Origin of the sequence: Streptomyces sp. NBC_00637, from assembly GCF_045161545.1 — a bacterium.
Classification (GTDB): domain Bacteria; phylum Actinomycetota; class Actinomycetes; order Streptomycetales; family Streptomycetaceae; genus Streptomyces.
Window position 1 is genome coordinate 4,687,021 of record NZ_CP109046.1, and the last position, 18,852, is coordinate 4,705,872.

Sequence of the window (18,852 nt, forward strand, 5' to 3'; positions counted from 1 at the left end):
CCCGCGCGGCTGGTTCGCCGTTCTTTCGCAGCTCTCACCTCCCGCCGACGTCCGTGAAGTAGACGTCCGTGAAGTGGACGTCTTACGCCGGGAAGCGGCGGTCGACCCATCTCCAGGAGAACTCCAGGGCGGCCGCAGCCACCGCCGCCACCCCCACCGCGATCCACGGCATGGTCATCCCGACCAGCTTCAGCGCGAAGAAGTCCTGAAGCCACGGGACCACCAGCACCAGGACGAAGGCCGCGCCCATCGAGGCCACCAGGAGCACCCGCCACCAGGTGTAGGGCCGGGCGATGATCGCCAGCACCCACATCGAGATCAGGAACAGGGTGAGGGTCGCCGCGCTGGTCTCGGCCTCCAGGGAGCCGGTGCCGGTGTAGTGGTGGCGGGCGACCAGATAGGTGGCGAAGGTCGCCACCCCTGCCACCGCCCCGCCCGGGACCGAGTACCGCATCACCCGTCTCACGAAGTGCGGCCGGGCCCGTTCGGTGTTGGGGGCGAGGGCGAGGAAGAAGGCCGGGATGCCGATGGTCAGGGTGGACAGCAGCGTCAGATGCCTGGGCAGGAAGGGGTATTCGACCTGCCAGCACACCACCAGCAGGGCCAGCAGCACCGAGTAGACCGTCTTCACCAGGAACAGCGTCGCCACGCGGGTGATGTTGCCGATGACCCGCCGGCCCTCGGCCACCACGGACGGCAGGGTCGCGAAGCTGTTGTTCAGCAGCACGATCTGCGCGACCGCCCGGGTGGCCTCGGATCCGGAGCCCATCGCCACGCCGATGTCGGCGTCCTTCAGCGCGAGGACGTCGTTGACGCCGTCCCCGGTCATCGCGACCGTGTGCCCGCGCGACTGGAGCGCGCCGACCATGTCCCGCTTCTGCTGCGGGGTCACCCGGCCGAACACCGTGCCCTCGTCCAGCGCCCGGCCCATGCCCTCCGGTTCGGCGGGCAGCCGGCGCGCGTCGACCGTACGGCCGTCCAGCCCGAGCTTCGCGGCCACCGCCCCCACCGACACGGCGTTGTCGCCGGAGATGACCATGGCGCGGACGTCCTGCTCGGCGAAGTAGCGCAGGGTCTCGGCGGCGTCGGGCCGCAGCCGCTGTTCGAGGACGACGAGTGCGGCGGGCTTGGCGCCGCGTGCGGGTTCGGGGTCGTCGAGGTCGCGGGCGGCGCGAGCCAGCAGCAGCACCCGCAGGCCCTGTTCGTTGAGCCGCTCGGTCTCGGCGAGGGCGGGATCGTCGTCGTCCAGCAGCACGTCCGGCGCCCCCAGCAGCCAGGTGCCGTTCTCCCCGTTGCCCTCGCTGAGGCTGGCGCCGCTGTACTTGCGGGCCGAGGAGAAGGGCAGGGACTCGGTGCAGCGCCAGTCCTCGGCGTCCGGGTAGGCGTCGATGATCGCCTGGAGGGAGGCGTTCGGCCGCGGGTCGGACTCGCCGAGGGCGCCGAGCACCCGGCGTACGTACGACTCGTCGTAGCCGTCGAGGGTGCTGAGTCCGGTGACGTCCATGCCACCCTCGGTGAGCGTGCCGGTCTTGTCGAGGCAGACGGTGTCGACGCGGGCGAGGCCCTCGATGGCCGGCAGCTCCTGCACCAGGCACTGTTTTCGGCCGAGCCGGATGACGCCGATCGCGAAGGCGACGGAGGTGAGCAGGACGAGCCCCTCGGGGACCATCGGGACGATGCCGCCGACGGTGCGGGCGATGGACTCCTTGAGGTCGTGGTCCTTGACGAAGAGCTGGGTGACGACCAGGCCGATCGCGGCCGGGACCATCATCCAGGTCACGTACTTGAGGATCGTGGAGATGCCGGAGCGTAGCTCGGAGTGGACGAGCGTGAAGCGGGAGGCCTCCTCGGCGAGCTGGGCGGCGTAGGCCTCCCGGCCGACCTTCGTGGCCTGGAAGGCGCCGCCGCCGGCCACCACGAAGCTGCCCGACATGATCTGGTCGCCCGGCCGCTTGACGACGGGGTCGGCCTCGCCGGTGAGCAGGGACTCGTCGATCTCCAGCCCGTCGGCCTCGACGCACACCCCGTCCACGGCGGCCTTGTCCCCGGGGCCGATCTCGATGAGGTCGTCCAGGACGAGTTCGGAGGTGGAGACCTCGACGGCCGTACGGTCGCGGCGGACGGTGGGCCGGGCCTCGCCGACGACCGCGAGGGAGTCCAGGGTCTGCTTCGCCCGCCACTCCTGGATGATGCCGATACCGGTGTTGGCGAGGATCACGAAGCCGAACAGGCCGTCCTGGATGGGCGCGACGAACAGCATGACCACCCAGAGGACACCGATGATCGCGTTGAACCGGGTGAAGACGTTCGCCCGGACGATCTCGCCGATGGAGCGGCTGCTGCGGACGGGTACGTCGTTCACCTGGCCGCGCGCGACCCGGTCCGCGACCTCGGCGGCGGTGAGGCCGGTCGCCGTCGGCGCGGTTGCGGGTGCGTCGGTGTGGGCCATGGGATCGACGGTACGTGCGGATCAGGGGGTTCACCCCCTGGGGACGCCGAAGATCCGACCTCGGGAGGACGGGCGCGGTGCCGTCCGGTACCGCGGTCGTAGCGCGGCCGGGATCCGCGTGGGGGACAGCCCCTAGTCGGTGGCGGGGTGCACGGGCTCGGTGGGCGGCTCGTTCGCCGCGTCCCGTTTGATCGCGGCGTCCCGCCCGCGGACGTACCAGATGCCGATGAGGCCGAGTCCGGCGCCGGCCAGGCAGGTCCAGATCCACCACAGGTGGCCGTGGTCGTCGTACCAGCCGTAGAAGGGGAGCTGGACGAGGAAGAGGACGAACCAGAGGATCGTGCCGCCGGTGACGGTGGCGACCACGGGGCCCTCCAGGGGTTCCGGCGCCTCGTGTTCAGGGATCCACTTCTTCATGGTGCTCAGCTTACGAGGCGGTCGGGTCTACGCGCGGAGATGGCCGATCCGAACGTTATATGTTCATACTGAAACGGTTTGGTACTGACCACTTCTCTTCGTAGGAAACGCCAAAAGATGCCCACGTCGGCCCCCGCCAAGGTCCCCGCCCCTGAACAGCCGGGAGCCACGCCCCTCTTCGGCGCCCTCGACCGTTACTTCAGGATCACCGAACGGGGCAGCACCCTGCCCCGCGAGATCCGGGGTGGTTTCGCCACCTTCTTCGCGATGGCGTACATCATCGTGCTGAACCCGATCATTCTCGGCAGCGCGAAGGACATGTACGGCCACCAGCTGGACAACGGTCAGCTGGTCACCGCCACCTGTGTGACGGCCGCCTTCACCACGCTCCTCATGGGCGTGATCGGCAACGTGCCCATCGCGCTGGCCGCCGGCCTCGGCGTGAACTCGGTGGTCGCGCTCCAGCTCGCGCCCCGGATGTCCTGGGCGGACGCCATGGGCATGGTCGTGCTCGCCGGCTTCGTGGTCATGCTCCTGGTCGCCACCGGGCTGCGGGAGCGCGTCATGAACGCGGTGCCCTTCGGCCTGCGCAAGGCGATCAGCATCGGTATCGGCCTGTTCATCATGCTGATCGGGCTCGTCGACTCCGGCTTCGTCAGCCGTATCCCGGACGCCGCCCACACCACCGTCCCGCTCCAGCTGGGCGCCGACGGTCACCTGAACGGCTGGCCGGTCCTCGTCTTCATCCTGGGCGCCCTGCTGACGCTGGCCCTGATCACCCGCAAGGTGCCCGGCGCGATCCTGATCTCGATCGTCGCGATGACGGTCCTCGCGCTGATCATCAACGCCGTGGCGACCATCCCGTCCTGGGGCCTCACCACCCCCGAGTGGCCCGGCAACCCCGTCGCCACCCCGGACTTCGGGCTCATCGGCGAGTTCAGCCTGTTCGGCGGCTTCGGCAAGGTCGGCGTCCTGACCGGCATCCTCTTCGTCTTCACGGTCCTGCTGTCGTGCTTCTTCGACGCGATGGGCACGATCATGGGCGTCAGCGACGAGGCCAGGCTGACCAACGCCAAGGGCGAGATGCCCGGCATCAACAAGGTCCTCTTCGTCGACGGCCTCGCGGTCGCCGCGGGCGGTGCCAGCTCCTCCTCCGCCACCACCGCCTTCGTGGAGTCCACGGCCGGCGTCGGCGAGGGTGCCCGCACCGGCTTCGCGAACATCGTCACCGGCGGTCTCTTCACCGTCGCGCTGTTCCTCACGCCGGTCGCCACGATGGTCCCGTCCCAGGCCGCCACTCCGGCCCTGCTCGCGGTGGGCTTCCTGATCCTGGCCGGCTCGGTCAAGGAGATCGACTGGGCCGACCACACCATCGCCATCCCGGCCTTCATCACCATGGTGATGATGCCGTTCACCTACTCGATCACCAACGGCATCGGCATGGGCTTCATCACCTTCGTGCTGCTGCGCCTGGCGGCCGGGCGCGGCCGGGAGGTCCCGGCGCCGATGTACGTGGTCTCCGCCGTCTTCACCTTCTACTACCTGATGCCGGCCCTCGGTCTCACCTGATGCCGGTCCTCGGCCTCACCTGATGCCGGCCGCCCGCCGACCCGCGGCGCCGGCTCAGGTGAGCCCGTAGAACTTCTCCGTCTCCTCGACGGCGGTCTGGAACCGCTCGTCGAAGTCGTCGCGAATGAGCGTCTGGACGACATAGTCCTGGACGCTCATTCCCCTTTTCGCGGCATGCTGCCGGAGCCGTTCGAGCAGCTCCCCGTCTATCCGCAGGCTGAGCACACTGGTCCCCATGAGACGAGGGTCGCGGGCGCGTACCGCACTCCGGTCACTTCCGCTGCCTAATCACTCGATCGAGTGATGAAGAGGTTTCCTTGGCCGGGCTCACGGGGAATCCCGTCACCCCCCAGCTTGTTTAGCCAGAGTAATGAGTTACCCTAAAGAGATGCCTGACCTCACCCATGGCGACAACGCTGCCGCCGTGAACTCCCTTCGCTCGGCCGTGATGCGGCTGTCCCGTCGGCTCAAGCACCAGCGGGTCGACGAATCGCTGAGCCCCACCGAGATGTCGGTGCTCGGCACCCTGTCCCTCTGCGGCAGTGCCACCCCGGGCGAGCTCGCCCGCAAGGAGCACGTGCAGCCGCCCTCGATGACCCGCATCGTGGCGCTGCTCGAAGCCAAGGGTCTGGTCCGGCTCGAGCCGCATCCCGAGGACCGGCGCCAGAAGGTCGTCACCAAGACCGAGCAGGCCGAGGCCATGCTCGCGGAGAGCCGCGCCAAGCGGAACGCCTTCCTGGCCACCCTGGTCGACGGCCTCGACGAGGACGAGTGGGCGAAACTGCGCGCCGCCGCCCCCGTGCTGGAGAAGCTCGCACACCTGTAGACAGCCGTCAGACCACGAGGAGGCGACCCTTTTGAGTTCGGGATCCGGAGCAGACTCCGCCCCCGCACCGACCACCCACGAGACCCTTGCCGAGGCGCCCGCCGCGGGCGCCCGCAAGTCATCCATGTTCAGCTCGCTGAAGGTCAGGAACTACCGCCTGTTCTTCATGGGCCAGGTCGTGTCCAACATCGGCACCTGGATGCAGCGCATCGCCCAGGACTGGCTGGTCCTCGGCCTCACCGGCTCCGCGACCGCCGTCGGCGTCACGACGGCCCTGCAGTTCCTGCCGATGCTGCTCTTCGGCCTCTACGGCGGCGTGCTCGTAGACCGGCTGCCCAAGCGCCGGACGCTGCTGTTCACCCAGTCCGCGATGGCCCTCACCGGCATCGCGCTCGCCGTCCTCACCCTCTCGGGCCACGTCCAGGTCTGGCACGTCTATGTCGCCGCCTTCGCCGTGGGTCTCGCGACCGTCCTGGACAACCCGGCCCGCCAGACCTTCGTCTCCGAGATGGTCGGCCCCGACCAGCTCCAGAACGCGGTCAGCCTCAACTCCGCCAACTTCCAGTCGGCCCGGCTGGTCGGCCCCGCCGTGGCCGGCGTGATGATCACCGGCGTCGGGACCGGCTGGGCGTTCCTCTTCAACGGGCTGTCCTTCGTCGCCCCCCTCGCCGGCCTGCTGCTGATGCGCTCGCGCGACCTGCACGCCGTCCATCGCGCCCCGCGGGGCAAGGGCCAGCTGCGCGAGGGACTCCACTATGTCGCCGGGCGCCCCGACCTGATCTGGACGATCGTCCTGGTCGGCTTCGTCAGCACCTTCGGTTTCAACTTCCCCGTCTACCTCTCCGCCTTCGCCGACGACGTCTTCCACGCGGGCGCCGGCTCCTACAGCCTGTTCAACACGCTGATGGCGGTGGGCTCCCTGGCGGGCGCCCTGCTCGCGGCCCGGCGCGGCACGGCCCGGATGCGGGTGCTGGTCGCCGGAGCGGTGGCCTTCGGCACCATGGAGATCGTGGCCTCCATGGCCCCCTCGCTGTGGCTGTTCGCCCTGCTCATGGCCCCGATCGGCATGTTCGGCATGACGGTCAACGTCACCGCCAACAGCAGTGTCCAGATGTCCACCGACCCGGCCATGCGCGGCCGGGTGATGGCCCTCTACATGATGGTGTTCATGGGCGGCGCCCCGATCGGCGCGCCGATCGCCGGCTGGATCACCGACGCGTACGGCGTCCGGGCGGGCCTGGCGGCGGGCGGCGCCGTCTCGGCCGCGGTGGCGGTCACCATCGGGCTGGTCCTGGCCCGGATGGGCAACCTGCGTCTGTCGGTGGGCTGGCACCGCGGCCACCCGAGCGTGCGGTTCGTGCCCCGCGAGAACCGGGAACTGGCCGCGGTGGCGTGACGCCGGACGAGGTCACCCGGGGGACGCGGCGGGGGGCCGCACCCTCCGGGCCAGCACCTGGCCCGGCCACGCGTGTTCGCCGACGGTGTACGCCTCGGTCGCGGTGAAGCCGTTGGCCTCGTAATAGGCGACGAGCTTGCGGTCGTCGCCCGCGTAGCAGTCCACCCGCAGCAGGCCGACGCCCGCCCGCAGGGTCTCCTCGGCGGCGTGCGCGAGCAGCGCGCTGCCCACGCCGTGGCCCTTGAAACGGCGGTCGGAGGCGAGCCAGTGGATGTACCGCTCCGGCTCCCCGGGCGGCGGGAGGTGGGCCAGGTACGCGCCGGGCGAGTCGGTGAGGGTGAGGGCGGCGGCCGGCACACCGTCGGCCTCGGCGACGAACGCCCAGCCCTCGTCCATGTACCGGACGACCGACTCCACCGTCTTCGGGTTCTCCGACAGGGGCCTCGTCCCCCACTGACGGGAGCGCCCCTGCCCGGCCAGCCACTCCACGCTGCTGTCGAGCATGGCGAGTATCACGGGGACGTCGTCGGGTCCGCCTTCTCTGATGGTGATCCGCATGACGCCATCATGCCGGGCGGTCGCTCCCGCCGGCCGGGAAAATCGGGGGCATGAGACTCTTCGCCGCCGTGCTGCCCCCGGACGACATCGCCGACGAACTCGCCACCGAGGCCGCCCGGTTGCGCACCCTGCCCGGGGCGGACGCGCTGCGCTGGACGGGCCGCCCCGGCTGGCACTTCACCCTCGCCTTCTACGGCGAGGTCGACGACGACCTCGTACCGGAGCTGTCGGCACGGCTGGGGCGGGCCGCGCACCGCGGCGCGCCCTTCGCGCTGGCCGTGCGGGGCGGAGGGCAGTTCGGGCACGGCCGGGCGCTGTGGGCCGGAGCGGCGGGGGACGTGCCCGCGCTGCGGCTGCTGGCCGACCGGGCGGAGGCGGCGGGCCGCAAGGCGGGCGTCGGGATGGGGGAGCACCGCCGCTACAAGGCCCATCTCACACTGGCCCGCAGTCGCGAGGCGGTGGACGTGCAGGCGTACGTCGAGGCGCTGGACGCCTTCGAGGGCCGGACCTGGACGGTGGAGGAGCTGGTGCTGGTCCGCAGCAGTCTGCCGAGGTCCGGGGTTCCCGGCGAGCAGCCCCGTTACGAGCCGGTCGGGCGCTGGGCGCTCGGCGGGGCCGGTTAGGCTCGACGCGTGGACCCGAAGACCCGGAACCGGATCATGGCCGGTGCGCTTGTGCTGATGTTCGTCGTGGTGGCCGTGGCGGCGGCGGTCGGCAGATAGCAGACGTCACCGCCTTCGGCAGGCGGCCGAAGCCGCCGACCGACCGACCGACCGCCGCCGCCCCGCCCTGCCCGGGCGTGGCGGCGGCGCGTCTGTCGGGTGCCCCGCCGCCCCGCGGCTACCAGGCGAAGGCCTCCGGGGAGGGTCCCGGGCCCGGGAAGATCTCGTCCAGGCCGGACAGCAGGTCCTCGCCCAGTTCGAGTTCGACCGCGCGCAGGGCGGAGTCGAGCTGCCCGGCGGTGCGCGGGCCGACGATCGGGCCGGTCACACCGGGCCGGGTGAGCAGCCAGGCCAGAGCGGCTTCGCCGGGCTCCACGCCGTGCTTCTCCAGGAGATCCTCGTAGGCCTGGATCCGGGCGCGTGCGGCGGGGTCGGCGAGGGTGTCGGCGGCCCGGCCCGAGGCCCGGCGCCCGCCCGTGACCTCCTTCTTGATCACACCGCCGAGGAGACCTCCCTGGAGCGGCGACCACGGGATGACCCCGAGCCCGTACTCCTGCGCGGCCGGGATGACCTCCATCTCGGCGCGCCGCTCGGCCAGGTTGTACAGGCACTGCTCGCTGACGAGCCCGATGGTGCCGCCGCGCCGGGCGGCGATCTCGTTGGCCTGGGCGATCTTGTAGCCGGGGAAGTTGGACGATCCCGCGTAGAGGATCTTGCCCTGCTGCACCAGGACGTCGATGGCCTGCCAGATCTCCTCGAAGGGAGTGCTGCGGTCGACGTGGTGGAACTGGTACAGGTCGATGTGGTCGGTGCCGAGCCGCTTGAGGCTGGCGTCCACGGCCCGCCGGATGTTCAGCGCGGACAGCTTGTCGTGGTTCGGCCAGGCGTCGCCGTCGGCCATGTTGCCGTACACCTTGGTGGCGAGGACCACCTGGTCACGGCGCCCGCCGCCCTTCGCGAACCAGCTGCCGATGATCTCCTCGGTACGGCCCTTGTTCTCACCCCAGCCGTACACGTTCGCCGTGTCGAAGAAGTTGATGCCCGCGCCGAGCGCCGCGTCCATGATCGCGTGGCTGTCGGTCTCGTCGGTCTGCGGGCCGAAGTTCATGGTGCCGAGGACGAGGCGGCTGACCTTGAGTCCGGTACGTCCGAGCTGCGTGTACTTCATGGAGTACAAGCCAACGACTTGGAGTGCGCTCCACGCAAGGGGGACCGGCCGGGCACCGGGTCGGTCGCGGGGGAACTCGTCGGTCTCGAGGGTGAGGCCCACCACGGTCCCGGGGAGGTCGATGTCGTCGCCGAAGTCGACCTTCGTCCGTGTGACGTAGTCCCCCTCCTCGGGCTGGCTGTAGAGGTGGCACCGGCCCTTGTAGGGGTCGGCGATGAGGTACGCCGGAACCTCGGCCGTGTCGTAGGCGAGCTTCCTCGGCCCGTAGTCGTGCCGCCGCGCGGTACCACGATGCGCACGGTGACCAGTTCACGGCGCGGGGCGCATATGTCAGAACGCGGGCGCGGTGTGAACCTCAGCCCGCGTACTCCCCGCCCAGTTCCCACCCCTGGTACATCGCCTCCGCGAAGGCCGAGGCCAGCCGGTGTTCGCCGGTCGCGTTCGGGTGGGTGCCGTCGTAGGTGTCGGTCCCGATGTCCCAGGTACGCGGGACCGAGGCCAGCAGGATGGGGGAGCCCGGCTCGTCCAGGTCGGCGGCCGTCTTCGCCAGGAGTTCGTTGAAGCGGGCGACCTGGGCGGCGAAGGGCTCGTCGTTCGCGGCGCGGATGTTGGGGATGACCGGCAGCCACACCATGGCGATCCGCGGGTTCGCCGCGCGGGCCTCGGCGGCGAAGGCGCGCGCGTTCTCCGCGGTCTGCTCGGCGTTCGTGTAGAAGCCCAGGTCGATCAGGCCGAGCGAGACCAGCAGGATGTCCGCCCCCGACGCGCGGACCGCCTCGCCGATCAGCGGCGCCATGTGCAGCCAGCCCTCGCCCCAGCCGGCCAGGTGACCGCGGGGGAAGTCGGGGTCGGCGTAGGCGTGCGACGTGGCGGAGTCCGTCGCCTTGTCGTAGAGCGCCTCGCGGGGGCCGCACAGCGTGAACGGGCCGCCGTAGGTGGCGCACAGGTGCCGCCACATCCGATAGCGCCAGGTGTGCTCGCCCGCGCTGCCGATCGTCATCGAGTCGCCTACGGGCATGAACCTGAGCATCCGCTCATGATGAGGGATCGGGAAAGGATCACTCCCGCCGGGGACGTGTGAGACCGGCCACGAATCCGTGAACGGGAGGGCGGGATGGCAGGCTTGTGGGCATGCGCCGATCTTTCGCCGTCCGAGCCGGAGCCCTTCTCGCCGGAGTCCTCCTGTCGGGGGCCTTCACCGTGCTCGCCGCGTCCACCGCGCCCGCCGCCCACGCGGCCGACGGCGACAAGGGATTCACCATCGAGGATCCGCGTATCACCGAGTCCAGCGGTCTCGCCGCCTCGCGGCAGCACCCGGGCGTCTACTGGACCCACAACGACAGCGACGACGGCCCCTACCTCTACGCCGTGGACGGCGCGACCGGGAAGACCGTCGCCCGGCTCACCCTGACCGGCGTCGGCACGCCCCGGGACGTCGAGGCGATCTCCATCGGCCCGGACAACGAGATCTGGGTCGGCGACATCGGCGACAACCTCGGCGGGACCTGGCCGTACGTGTGGATCTACCGGCTGCCCGAGCCGGCGAAGCTCGTCGACCGGACCGTCAAGGCCACGCAGTACGTCGTGAAGTACTCCGACGGCGCGCGCGACGCCGAGTCGCTCCTGGTGCACCCCAGGACCGGGCGGGTCTACATCATCGACAAGAAGGAGGACGGCGGGCACCTCTACGAGGGGCCGGCGAACCTCTCCGCCTCCGGGGCGAACGTCTTCAAGCCCGTCGCCGCCGTCGACCTCTGGGCCACCGACGCCGCGTTCTCCCCGGACGGCACCCGGATCGCCGTCCGCGGCTACTTCGGCGGCATCTCCTACGCCTGGAACGGCGGGAAGATCAAGCGCGAGGGGCGGCTCGACGTGCCGCTGCAACGGCAGGGGGAGTCCGTCAGCTACTCCGCCGACGGCACCGAGCTCCTGTACGGGAGCGAGGGTTCCGGGAGCTCCGTGGTGGCGGAGGACGCGCCCGGGGGTACCGCCTCGGGTTCCGGGTCCTCGTCCGGGGGCGGGAGTTCGAGCGCCTCGGGGGAGGACGGCGGTTCCTCGGCCGGTGGCAGCGTCAAGATCGGCGCGCTGGCGGTCGCCGCGGTCTGCGTCGCCGTCTTCGGTCTGCGTCGGCTGCTGCGCCGCGACTGAGCGTCTTCGCGCGGAGAGCCGAGCTCCTTCGCGCGGAGATGACCGCCTTCGCGCGGAGAACCGACCGCCTTCGCGCGGAGCCGCCACCGCCGCTTGTATTGACGTGGTCATGGCCTGTCGGTTTCCTGGGGGGTGCGCGGTGTATGGGAGCGCTCCCATACGTTCCGGGCCCGCGCCTCCCGAGAGGAAGCAGCGAGATGTTCCGCAGCTTGCGAAGAATGCTGTGCGGTGTTGCCGCCGCGCTTCTGATACCGCTGGGAGCCGGTGCGCAGACGGCCCTCGCGGCGGAAGCGGCCCACGACGTGGCGGCCGCCGCCGCGGCCGGAGCCGGTTACTGGCACACCAGCGGCCGCCAGATCCTGGACGCGGCCGGACAGCCGGTCCGGGTCGCCGGGATCAACTGGTTCGGCTTCGAGACCGGCAACTACGTCGTCCACGGACTCTGGTCCCGGGACTACAAGAGCATGATCGACCAGATGAGGTCGCTGGGCTACAACACCATCCGCATCCCCTACAGCGACGACATCTTCAAGAGCACGACCGTCCCCAACAGCATCGACTTCAGCAGCGGCAAGAACGCCGACCTCCAGGGCCTGAACTCCCTCCAGATCCTGGACAGGATCGTCTCGTACGCCGGTCAGGACGGTCTGAAGGTCATCCTCGACCGGCACCGGCCGGACGCGGGCGGGCAGTCGGCGCTCTGGTACACGGCCGCGGTCCCCGAGTCGACGTGGATCACCAACCTCAAGGCCCTCGCGGCCCGTTACAAGGGCCAGGACACGGTCGTCGGCATCGACCTGCACAACGAGCCCCACGATCCCGCCTGCTGGGGCTGCGGGGACACCGCGACCGACTGGCGGCTGGCCGCCCAGCGCGGCGGCAACGCCGTCCTGTCCGTCAACCCCGCCCTGCTGATCTTCGTCGAGGGCGTGCAGTCCTTCAACGGCGTCTCGGGCTGGTGGGGCGGCAACCTGATGGGCGTCGGCCAGTACCCGGTGCAGCTCGACGTGGCGAACCGGGTCGTGTACTCGGCCCACGACTACGCGACGAGCGTCGCCCAGCAGAGCTGGTTCAGCGACCCGGCGTTCCCCGCGAACATGCCGGGGATCTGGGACAAGTACTGGGGCTACATCTTCAAGCAGAACATCGCTCCCGTGTGGGTGGGCGAGTTCGGCACCACGCTCCAGTCGACGGTGGACCAGAAGTGGCTGGCGGCACTGGTGAGTTACCTCCGGCCGACGTCGACGTACGGCGCCGACTCCTTCCACTGGACCTTCTGGTCCTGGAACCCCAACTCCGGTGACACCGGCGGCATCCTGAAGGACGACTGGCAGAGCGTCGACACCGTGAAGGACGGCTACCTGGCGAGCGTCAAGGCGCCGGGCTTCCCAGCGACCGGCGGGAGCGGCGGGGGAGACGGCGGGAGCGGCGGTGGCGGCACGGCCTCCTGCGCCGCCGCCTACACCGTCAGCAGCGACTGGGGCGGCGGCTTCAACGCCGAGGTGAAGGTCACCAACACCGGTACCACGGCGATCGGTTCCTGGAAGGTGACCTGGACCTTCGGCGGCGCGCAGCAGATCACCAGCATGTGGAACGCCTCGTACACCCAGAGCGGGGCCGCGGTCACCGCGGTCAACGCCGCGCACAACGGGGCGCTCCCGGCGGGCGGTTCGGCGAGCTTCGGGTTCGGTGGCGCACCCGGGGGCGGGGGTGTGCCGAGCGTGAGCTGCGCCGCGGCGTGAGAAAGCGACGAAGGGCGCCCGGTGTGCACCGGGCGCCCTTCGTCCTCATACCTGAGGGGTGCTCATGCGGTACCGCAGCGGTCAGAGCTTCTCGATCACGTAGTCGATGCTCTTCGTGAGCGCCTCGACGTCGGCCGGGTCGACCGCCGGGAACATCGCGACCCGCAGCTGGTTGCGGCCGAGCTTGCGGTACGGCTCGGTGTCGACGATGCCGTTGGCGCGCAACACCTTGGCGACGGCGGCCGCGTCCACGTCGTCGGAGAAGTCGATCGTGCCGATGACCTGGGAGCGCTTGGCCGGGTCGGCGACGAACGGGTTCGCGTACTTGACGTCCTCGGCCCAGCCGTACAGCGTGCGCGCGGAGGTGGCGGTGCGGCGCACCGACCAGTCCAGGCCGCCCTGGCCGTTGATCCACTCCAGCTGCTGGTTCAGCAGGAAGAGGGTGGAGAGGGCCGGGGTGTTGTACGTCTGGTTCTTGCGGGAGTTGTCGATCGCCGTCGGCAGGCTGAAGAACTCGGGGATGTGCCGGCCGGACGCGTGGATCCGCTCGGCGCGCTCGATCGCGGCCGGGGAGAACACGCCGATCCACAGGCCGCCGTCGGAGGCGAAGGACTTCTGCGGGGCGAAGTAGTAGACGTCCGTCTCGGCGATGTCGACCGGGAGGCCGCCGGCGCCGGACGTGGCGTCCACCAGGACGAGGGAGCCCTCGTCGGCGCCCGCCACCCGCCTGATCGGGGCGGCGACACCGGTGGAGGTCTCGTTGTGGGTGAAGGCGTAGACGTCGACGCCCGCCTCGGCCGCGGGCTCGGGGTGCGTGCCCGGGTCGGAGGAGACGACCGTCGGCTCCGCCAGCCACGGGGCCAGCTTGGCGGCCTTCGCGAACTTGGACGAGAACTCGCCGAACGTGAGGTGCTGCGACTTGTTCTCGATCAGACCATGGGTCGCGATGTCCCAGAACGCGGTGGAGCCACCGTTGCCGAGGACGACCTCGTACCCCTCGGGGAGGGAGAACAGCTCGGAGATGCCCTCGCGTACCTGGCCGACCAGGTTCTTGACCGGGGCCTGACGATGGGAGGTGCCGAGGAGGGACGTGCCGGTGGCGGCCAGGGCGTCCAGCGCCTCCACCCGCACCTTGGAGGGGCCCGCGCCGAATCGACCGTCGGCGGGCTTGATGTCAGCAGGAATCCGGATCTCAGCCACGAAGGCGAGGTTAGCCGGTGGGGGAAACCTGGGTGAAACGTGGTCCGTCGGGTGAGACGGGTTCCCGGTGGGGCGCCGGGGGCCGGGGTCCCTGGCCCGCACCGGCCCGGACTGCCCTGTTCCCCCCTCTCCTGATTGGGTGGACCCCATGACGGACCTCGAAGCCGATCTGCGCAAGGCCGTCCGGGGCGAGGTCGCGTTCGACGTGACCTCCCGGGCGCTCACCACCATGGACGCGTCCAACTACCGGCGTGTCCCGCTCGGGGTGGTGGCGCCCCGGGACGCCGACGACGTGGTGGCGGTGCTCGCGGTGTGCCGGTCGCACGGGGTGCCGGTCGTCGCGCGCGGTGGGGGTACGTCCATCGCGGGGCAGGCCACGGGCACCGGCGTGGTGCTGGACTTCACCCGCCACATGAACCGGTTGGTCGCCCTGGATCCGGAGGCGCGGACGGCCGTCGTGCAGCCGGGTCTGGTGCTCGACCGGCTCCAGGAGGCCGCCGCCCCGCACGGACTGCGCTTCGGTCCCGACCCCTCCACCCACAGCCGCTGCACGCTCGGCGGGATGATCGGCAACAACGCCTGCGGTTCCCACTCGGTGGCATGGGGGACGACGGCGGACGGTGTGCGCGAGCTGGCGGTCGTCACCGCGCGCGGCCGGCGGCTGCGGCTCGGACGGGGGTGGGCGGGGGCGCCGGACGGGCTGCGCGCGCTGGTGGACGGGGAGCTCGCCCGGCTGCGGACCGGCTTTCCCGAGCTGCCCCGACGTATCTCGGGGTACGCGCTGGACGCGCTGCTGCCGGAGAACGGCGCCGACGTCGCCCGTTCCTTCTGCGGCAGCGAAGGCACCCTGGGCCTGCTCACCGAGGCCGTCGTTCGGCTCGTCGAGGCGCCACGCGCGCGCGTGCTCGCCGTGCTCGGGTACGCCGACGAGGGCGCGGCCGCCGAGGCCGCGGCCGGGCTGCTGCCGTACGGGCCGCTGACGGTGGAGGGGATGGCGGCCGACCTGGTGCCGCCGGGCGCGGCGGCCGGGCTGCCGCGCGGCGGGGCCTGGCTGTTCGTGGAGACGGGCGGGGAGTCTGAGAGCGAGGCACGCGCGCGTGCGGACGCGATCGTGCGCGCGGCGGACGTCCTGGACGCGCGGGTCGTACGGGACCCCGCCGGGCAGCGGGCCCTGTGGCGGATCCGGGAGGACGCGAGCGGGAGGGCGACCCGCATGCCCGGGGGCACCTCCCAGCCCCCTGGGGCCGGGCGCGGCAAGGAGGCCTGGCCCGGCTGGGAGGACTGCGCGGTACCGCCGGCCCGGCTCGGCGCGTACCTGCGGGACTTCCGGGCGCTGCTCGCCGAGCACGGCCTGCGCGGCACGCCGTACGGGCACTTCGGGGACGGCTGCATCCACGTCCGCATCGACTTCGACCTGCTGACGGCGCCGGGGATCGCCCGTTTCCGTCGCTTCTCCGAGGAACTGGCCGGCCTGGTCGTGTCCCACGGCGGCTCGCTCTCCGGCGAACACGGCGACGGACAGGCCCGGGCCGAGCTGCTGCCGAGGATGTACGGGCCGGAGATGGTCGCGCTGTTCGAGCGGGCCAAGGGGGTGTGGGACCCGGACGACCTCCTCAACCCGGGGATGCTGGTGCGTCCCGCGCCCCTCGACGCCGGTCTGCGCTTCGCCGTGCTGCCGCGCGAGCCGGTCGACGTGGCCTTCGGCTACCCGTCCGACGGCGGCGACTTCTCGGCGGCGGTGCGCCGCTGCGTCGGCGTCGCGAAGTGCCGTACGACGGCCGCGCCGGAGGCCGGGGCGGGTGCCGGAGCGGGGCCGGGGGCGGGAGTGATGTGTCCGTCGTTCCGGGTCACGGGGCGGGAGGAGCACTCCACGCGCGGGCGTGCCCGGCTGCTGCACGAGATGCTGGCCGGTGAGCTGGTGACCGACGGCTGGCGCTCCACGGAGGTCCGGGACGCGCTCGACCTGTGCCTGTCCTGCAAGGGCTGCCGTTCCGACTGCCCCGTCGAGGTCGACATGGCCACCTACAAGGCGGAGTTCCTCCACCACCACTACGCGGGCCGCCGGCGCCCGGCCGCGCACTACAGCATGGGGTGGCTGCCGGTGTGGCTGCGGTGGGCGAGCCGGCTGCGGGCGGCCGCCCCGCTCAACGCGCTCGCCTCCGTCGGCCCCCTGGCGGGCGTCGCCAAGCGGCTGGGCGGGATCGCGGCCGAGCGGGACCTCCCGCGGCTGGCGCGGCAGACGTTCAGCGGGTGGTGGCGGCGCAGGAGGCCCGCGCCCGGGGCCGCACCCGGGGCCGCACCCGGGGCCGCACCCGGGGCGGAACAGGGCGGCGAGCTGGTCGTCCTGTGGCCCGACACCTTCACCGAGCATCTCTCACCCTCCGTGGGCCGGGCCGCCGTGCGGGTCCTGGAGGCCGCGGGGCTGCGGGTGGCGCTGCCGCCGACCCTGCGGATGCGGGGCAGGCCGGTGGGCGACGGCCGGTCGAGGAGCGCGGCCGGGCTGCTCTCCGCCCGCCGGGGCCGGGTCTGCTGTGGGCTGACGTACGTCTCCACCGGCCAGCTCGACCACGCGCGCGTGGTGCTGCGCCGCACGCTCGACCTGATGGAACCGGTGCTGGAGACGGCCGCGCCGGTCGTCGTCCTGGAGCCGAGCTGTGCGGCGACCCTGCGCACCGACCTGCCCGAGCTGATGTCCGACGACCCGCGCGCGGCCCGCCTCGCCGCCCGTGTCCTCACCTTCGCGGAGGCGCTGGAGCGGCACGCGCCCGACTGGACCCCGCCCCGCCTGGACCGTCCGGCGGTCGGCCAGACCCACTGCCACCAGCACGCGGTCCTGGGCGACGCGGCCGAGCGGCGGCTGCGCGAGGCCGCGGGTCTCACCGGCGACCTGAGCGGCGGGTGCTGCGGCCTCGCCGGCAACTTCGGCTTCGAGAAGGGCCACTTCGAGGTGTCGGCGGCATGCGCGCGGGAGCAGCTCCTGCCGGCCGTGCGGGACGCCCCCGGGACGGCCGTGGTCCTGGCGGACGGCTTCTCGTGCCGCACCCAACTGGAGCAACTGGCGGGGACCCGCGGGAAACACCTCGCGGAGGTACTGGCGGAGGGCTTGGCGGAGGGCCTGACCGAGGGCCTGGACGACGACGGGCGCGAGCACTGAGAGACGGTGATCCGCGCGGGCGGTGGTGGGCGTGGCTGAGGCCGGGATGGGCGGGGCCGACTCCTACGCTGGCCGGGACGGTCGTCCGGCGCACCACGATCCGCCCCCGTGATGCGAACGTCCATTCGAAGGAGTCTCGCGCATGAGCCTGCGTGTCCAGTCCATCACCCGTGACGAGCATCTGGCCTTCGTCGCGGCCCGCCCTTCCGCCAGCCATATGCAGGTCCCGTCGTGGGGCGACGTGAAGCCGGACTGGCGGGCGGAGAGCCTGGGCTGGACCGACGGGACGGGTGCGCTCGTGGGCGTCGGGCTGGTGCTGCTGCGGCCGCTGCCGAGGCTGCGGAAGTACCTGGCGTATCTGCCCGAGGGGCCGCTCGTCGACTGGCACGCGCCGGACCTCGTCGAAAGCTGGCTGGAACCGATGCTCGCGTGGCTGAAGGCGCGCGGGGCGTTCTCGGTGAAGATGGGCCCGCCCGTCGTCGTACGGCGTTGGAGCGCCGACGCGGTCAAGGCGGCCGTCGCCGACCCGGGCGCCCACCGGCTGCGGGACGCCGAGCCGAGCTCGTACGAGCCGGGCGCCCTGGAGATCGCCGAACGGCTGCGCCGGGCCGGCTGGCAGCAGACCGAGCCGGGCGGAGAGGACGGCTTCGCGGCCGGCCAGCCCCGCTACGTCTTCCAGGTCCCGTTCGCCGGACGCACGCTGGAGGACGTCCACGGAGGCCTCAACCAGCAGTGGCGGCGCAACATCAAGAAGGCCGAGAAGGCGGGCGTGAAGGTCGTCCGGGGTGGCGCGGAGGACCTTCCGGCGTTCTACGGGTTGTATACCGAGACCGCCGAGCGCGACCGTTTCCTGCCGCGTCCCCTCGCCTACTTCCAGCGCATGTGGAGCGCGCTGAACGCCGAACACCCCGACCGGATGCGGCTCTACCTCGCCCACCACGACGGCGAGGTCCTCGCCGCGGCGACCATGCTGACCGTCGGCGAGCACGTCTGGTACTCCTACGGCGCCTCCACCAGCCGAAGGCGCGAGGTCCAGCCGAACAACGCCATGCAGTGGCGCATGATGACCGACGCTCATGAACTCGGCGCCGCCGTCTACGACTTGAGGGGCATCACCGACACCCTTGAGGAGTCCAACCACCTGCTCGGCCTGCTCCGCTTCAAGGTGGGCACAGGCGGACAGGCCGTGGAATACCTGGGTGAGTGGGACTTCCCGCTCAACAAGCTTCTGCACAGGGTGCTGGACCTTTACATGGCCCGCAGATAGCTGCCGTCGCCAACTCCCAGCTTCTCCAAGGGTATTCACAGGAGGGCTTTGCTTGTTTCGCTGTTCGCCCGAATGAGAACCGTGTAAGTTTCTGGATGTCGGGAACCGGACGCGGAATTCCGGACAGTGGACGAAAGTAAAGCGCCATCTCCCCCATAGGAGTCGTAATGAGCTTCAAGAAGCTGGCCCCGCTGCCCCCCAAGCCCAAGTCGAAGCAGCTTCCGCCGCCGCCGAAGCCCAAGCCCAAGAAGAAGCTCCAGCCGCAGCCGCCGCTGCCCGGCCGGGACAACTGAGCA

The 18,852-nt window shown here is 71.4% G+C and carries 16 protein-coding genes; 9 read left to right on the plus strand and 7 right to left on the minus strand.

Annotated features, from left to right (window positions below):
- Positions 1–82: 82 nt before the first annotated feature.
- Together OG440_RS20645 and OG440_RS20650 are read right to left on the minus strand one after the other, a co-directional pair.
- The gene (locus tag OG440_RS20645) at positions 83–2,449 is read right to left on the minus strand and encodes an HAD-IC family P-type ATPase (RefSeq protein WP_406008273.1); all 2,367 of its coding nucleotides are present in this window, start codon (positions 2,447–2,449) and stop codon (positions 83–85) included.
- 132 nt (positions 2,450–2,581) lie between these two features.
- Positions 2,582–2,866, minus strand: a complete 285-nt coding sequence (locus OG440_RS20650) for a DUF2530 domain-containing protein (RefSeq protein WP_406008274.1) — start codon at positions 2,864–2,866, stop codon at positions 2,582–2,584.
- Between the two features lie 117 nt (positions 2,867–2,983).
- On the opposite strand from OG440_RS20650, the gene OG440_RS20655 reads away from it, so the two are divergent.
- Complete coding sequence (locus OG440_RS20655; protein ID WP_406008275.1) at positions 2,984–4,435, plus strand: NCS2 family permease; 1,452 nt, start codon at positions 2,984–2,986, stop codon at positions 4,433–4,435.
- Between the two features lie 54 nt (positions 4,436–4,489).
- Here OG440_RS20655 and OG440_RS20660 read toward each other — a convergent pair whose 3' ends face one another.
- Positions 4,490–4,672: a ribbon-helix-helix protein, CopG family gene (locus OG440_RS20660; protein WP_057600791.1), complete on the minus strand. Its 183-nt coding sequence runs from the start codon at positions 4,670–4,672 to the stop codon at positions 4,490–4,492.
- Positions 4,673–4,823: 151 nt separating this feature from the next.
- On the opposite strand from OG440_RS20660, the gene OG440_RS20665 reads away from it, so the two are divergent.
- Positions 4,824–5,261: a MarR family winged helix-turn-helix transcriptional regulator gene (locus tag OG440_RS20665; protein WP_020130246.1), complete on the plus strand. Its 438-nt coding sequence runs from the start codon at positions 4,824–4,826 to the stop codon at positions 5,259–5,261.
- Between the two features lie 31 nt (positions 5,262–5,292).
- Positions 5,293–6,657 (plus strand): MFS transporter, encoded by a 1,365-nt coding sequence (locus tag OG440_RS20670; protein WP_406008276.1) that lies wholly within the window; start codon positions 5,293–5,295, stop codon positions 6,655–6,657.
- Positions 6,658–6,669: 12 nt separating this feature from the next.
- On the opposite strand, the gene OG440_RS20675 is transcribed toward OG440_RS20670, so the two are convergent.
- On the minus strand, positions 6,670–7,215 hold the full coding sequence (locus tag OG440_RS20675; protein ID WP_406008277.1) for a GNAT family N-acetyltransferase: 546 nt from the start codon (positions 7,213–7,215) through the stop codon (positions 6,670–6,672).
- Positions 7,216–7,265: 50 nt separating this feature from the next.
- Here OG440_RS20675 and thpR point away from each other — a divergent pair, with 50 nt between their 5' ends.
- Positions 7,266–7,838, plus strand: coding sequence for an RNA 2',3'-cyclic phosphodiesterase (thpR, locus tag OG440_RS20680; protein WP_406008278.1), 573 nt, complete (start codon positions 7,266–7,268; stop codon positions 7,836–7,838).
- A 217-nt stretch (positions 7,839–8,055) separates the two neighbouring features.
- Here thpR and OG440_RS20685 read toward each other — a convergent pair whose 3' ends face one another.
- Together OG440_RS20685 and OG440_RS20690 are read right to left on the minus strand one after the other, a co-directional pair.
- Positions 8,056–9,045: an aldo/keto reductase gene (locus tag OG440_RS20685; protein ID WP_406008279.1), complete on the minus strand. Its 990-nt coding sequence runs from the start codon at positions 9,043–9,045 to the stop codon at positions 8,056–8,058.
- Between the two features lie 355 nt (positions 9,046–9,400).
- Positions 9,401–10,075: a GDSL-type esterase/lipase family protein gene (locus OG440_RS20690; protein WP_406008280.1), complete on the minus strand. Its 675-nt coding sequence runs from the start codon at positions 10,073–10,075 to the stop codon at positions 9,401–9,403.
- Between the two features lie 101 nt (positions 10,076–10,176).
- Here OG440_RS20690 and OG440_RS20695 point away from each other — a divergent pair, with 101 nt between their 5' ends.
- On the plus strand, positions 10,177–11,193 hold the full coding sequence (locus OG440_RS20695) for a WD40 repeat domain-containing protein (RefSeq protein ID WP_406008281.1): 1,017 nt from the start codon (positions 10,177–10,179) through the stop codon (positions 11,191–11,193).
- 197 nt (positions 11,194–11,390) lie between these two features.
- On the plus strand, positions 11,391–12,935 hold the full coding sequence (locus tag OG440_RS20700) for a cellulase family glycosylhydrolase (protein WP_406008282.1): 1,545 nt from the start codon (positions 11,391–11,393) through the stop codon (positions 12,933–12,935).
- Positions 12,936–13,016: 81 nt separating this feature from the next.
- On the opposite strand, the gene serC is transcribed toward OG440_RS20700, so the two are convergent.
- A complete protein-coding gene (serC, locus tag OG440_RS20705) occupies positions 13,017–14,135 on the minus strand; it encodes a phosphoserine transaminase (protein WP_406008283.1) in 1,119 nt (372 codons plus the stop codon).
- A gap of 148 nt (positions 14,136–14,283) precedes the next feature.
- Here serC and OG440_RS20710 point away from each other — a divergent pair, with 148 nt between their 5' ends.
- The 3 genes from OG440_RS20710 to OG440_RS20720 all read left to right on the plus strand — a co-directional run bounded on the left by OG440_RS20710 (position 14,284) and on the right by OG440_RS20720 (position 18,849).
- The gene (locus tag OG440_RS20710; protein ID WP_406008284.1) at positions 14,284–17,289 is read left to right on the plus strand and encodes an FAD-binding and (Fe-S)-binding domain-containing protein; all 3,006 of its coding nucleotides are present in this window, start codon (positions 14,284–14,286) and stop codon (positions 17,287–17,289) included.
- A 142-nt stretch (positions 17,290–17,431) separates the two neighbouring features.
- Complete coding sequence (locus OG440_RS20715) at positions 17,432–18,556, plus strand: lipid II:glycine glycyltransferase FemX (RefSeq protein ID WP_406008285.1); 1,125 nt, start codon at positions 17,432–17,434, stop codon at positions 18,554–18,556.
- Positions 18,557–18,723: 167 nt separating this feature from the next.
- Complete coding sequence (locus OG440_RS20720; protein WP_351763093.1) at positions 18,724–18,849, plus strand: hypothetical protein; 126 nt, start codon at positions 18,724–18,726, stop codon at positions 18,847–18,849.
- Positions 18,850–18,852 lie beyond the last annotated feature (3 nt).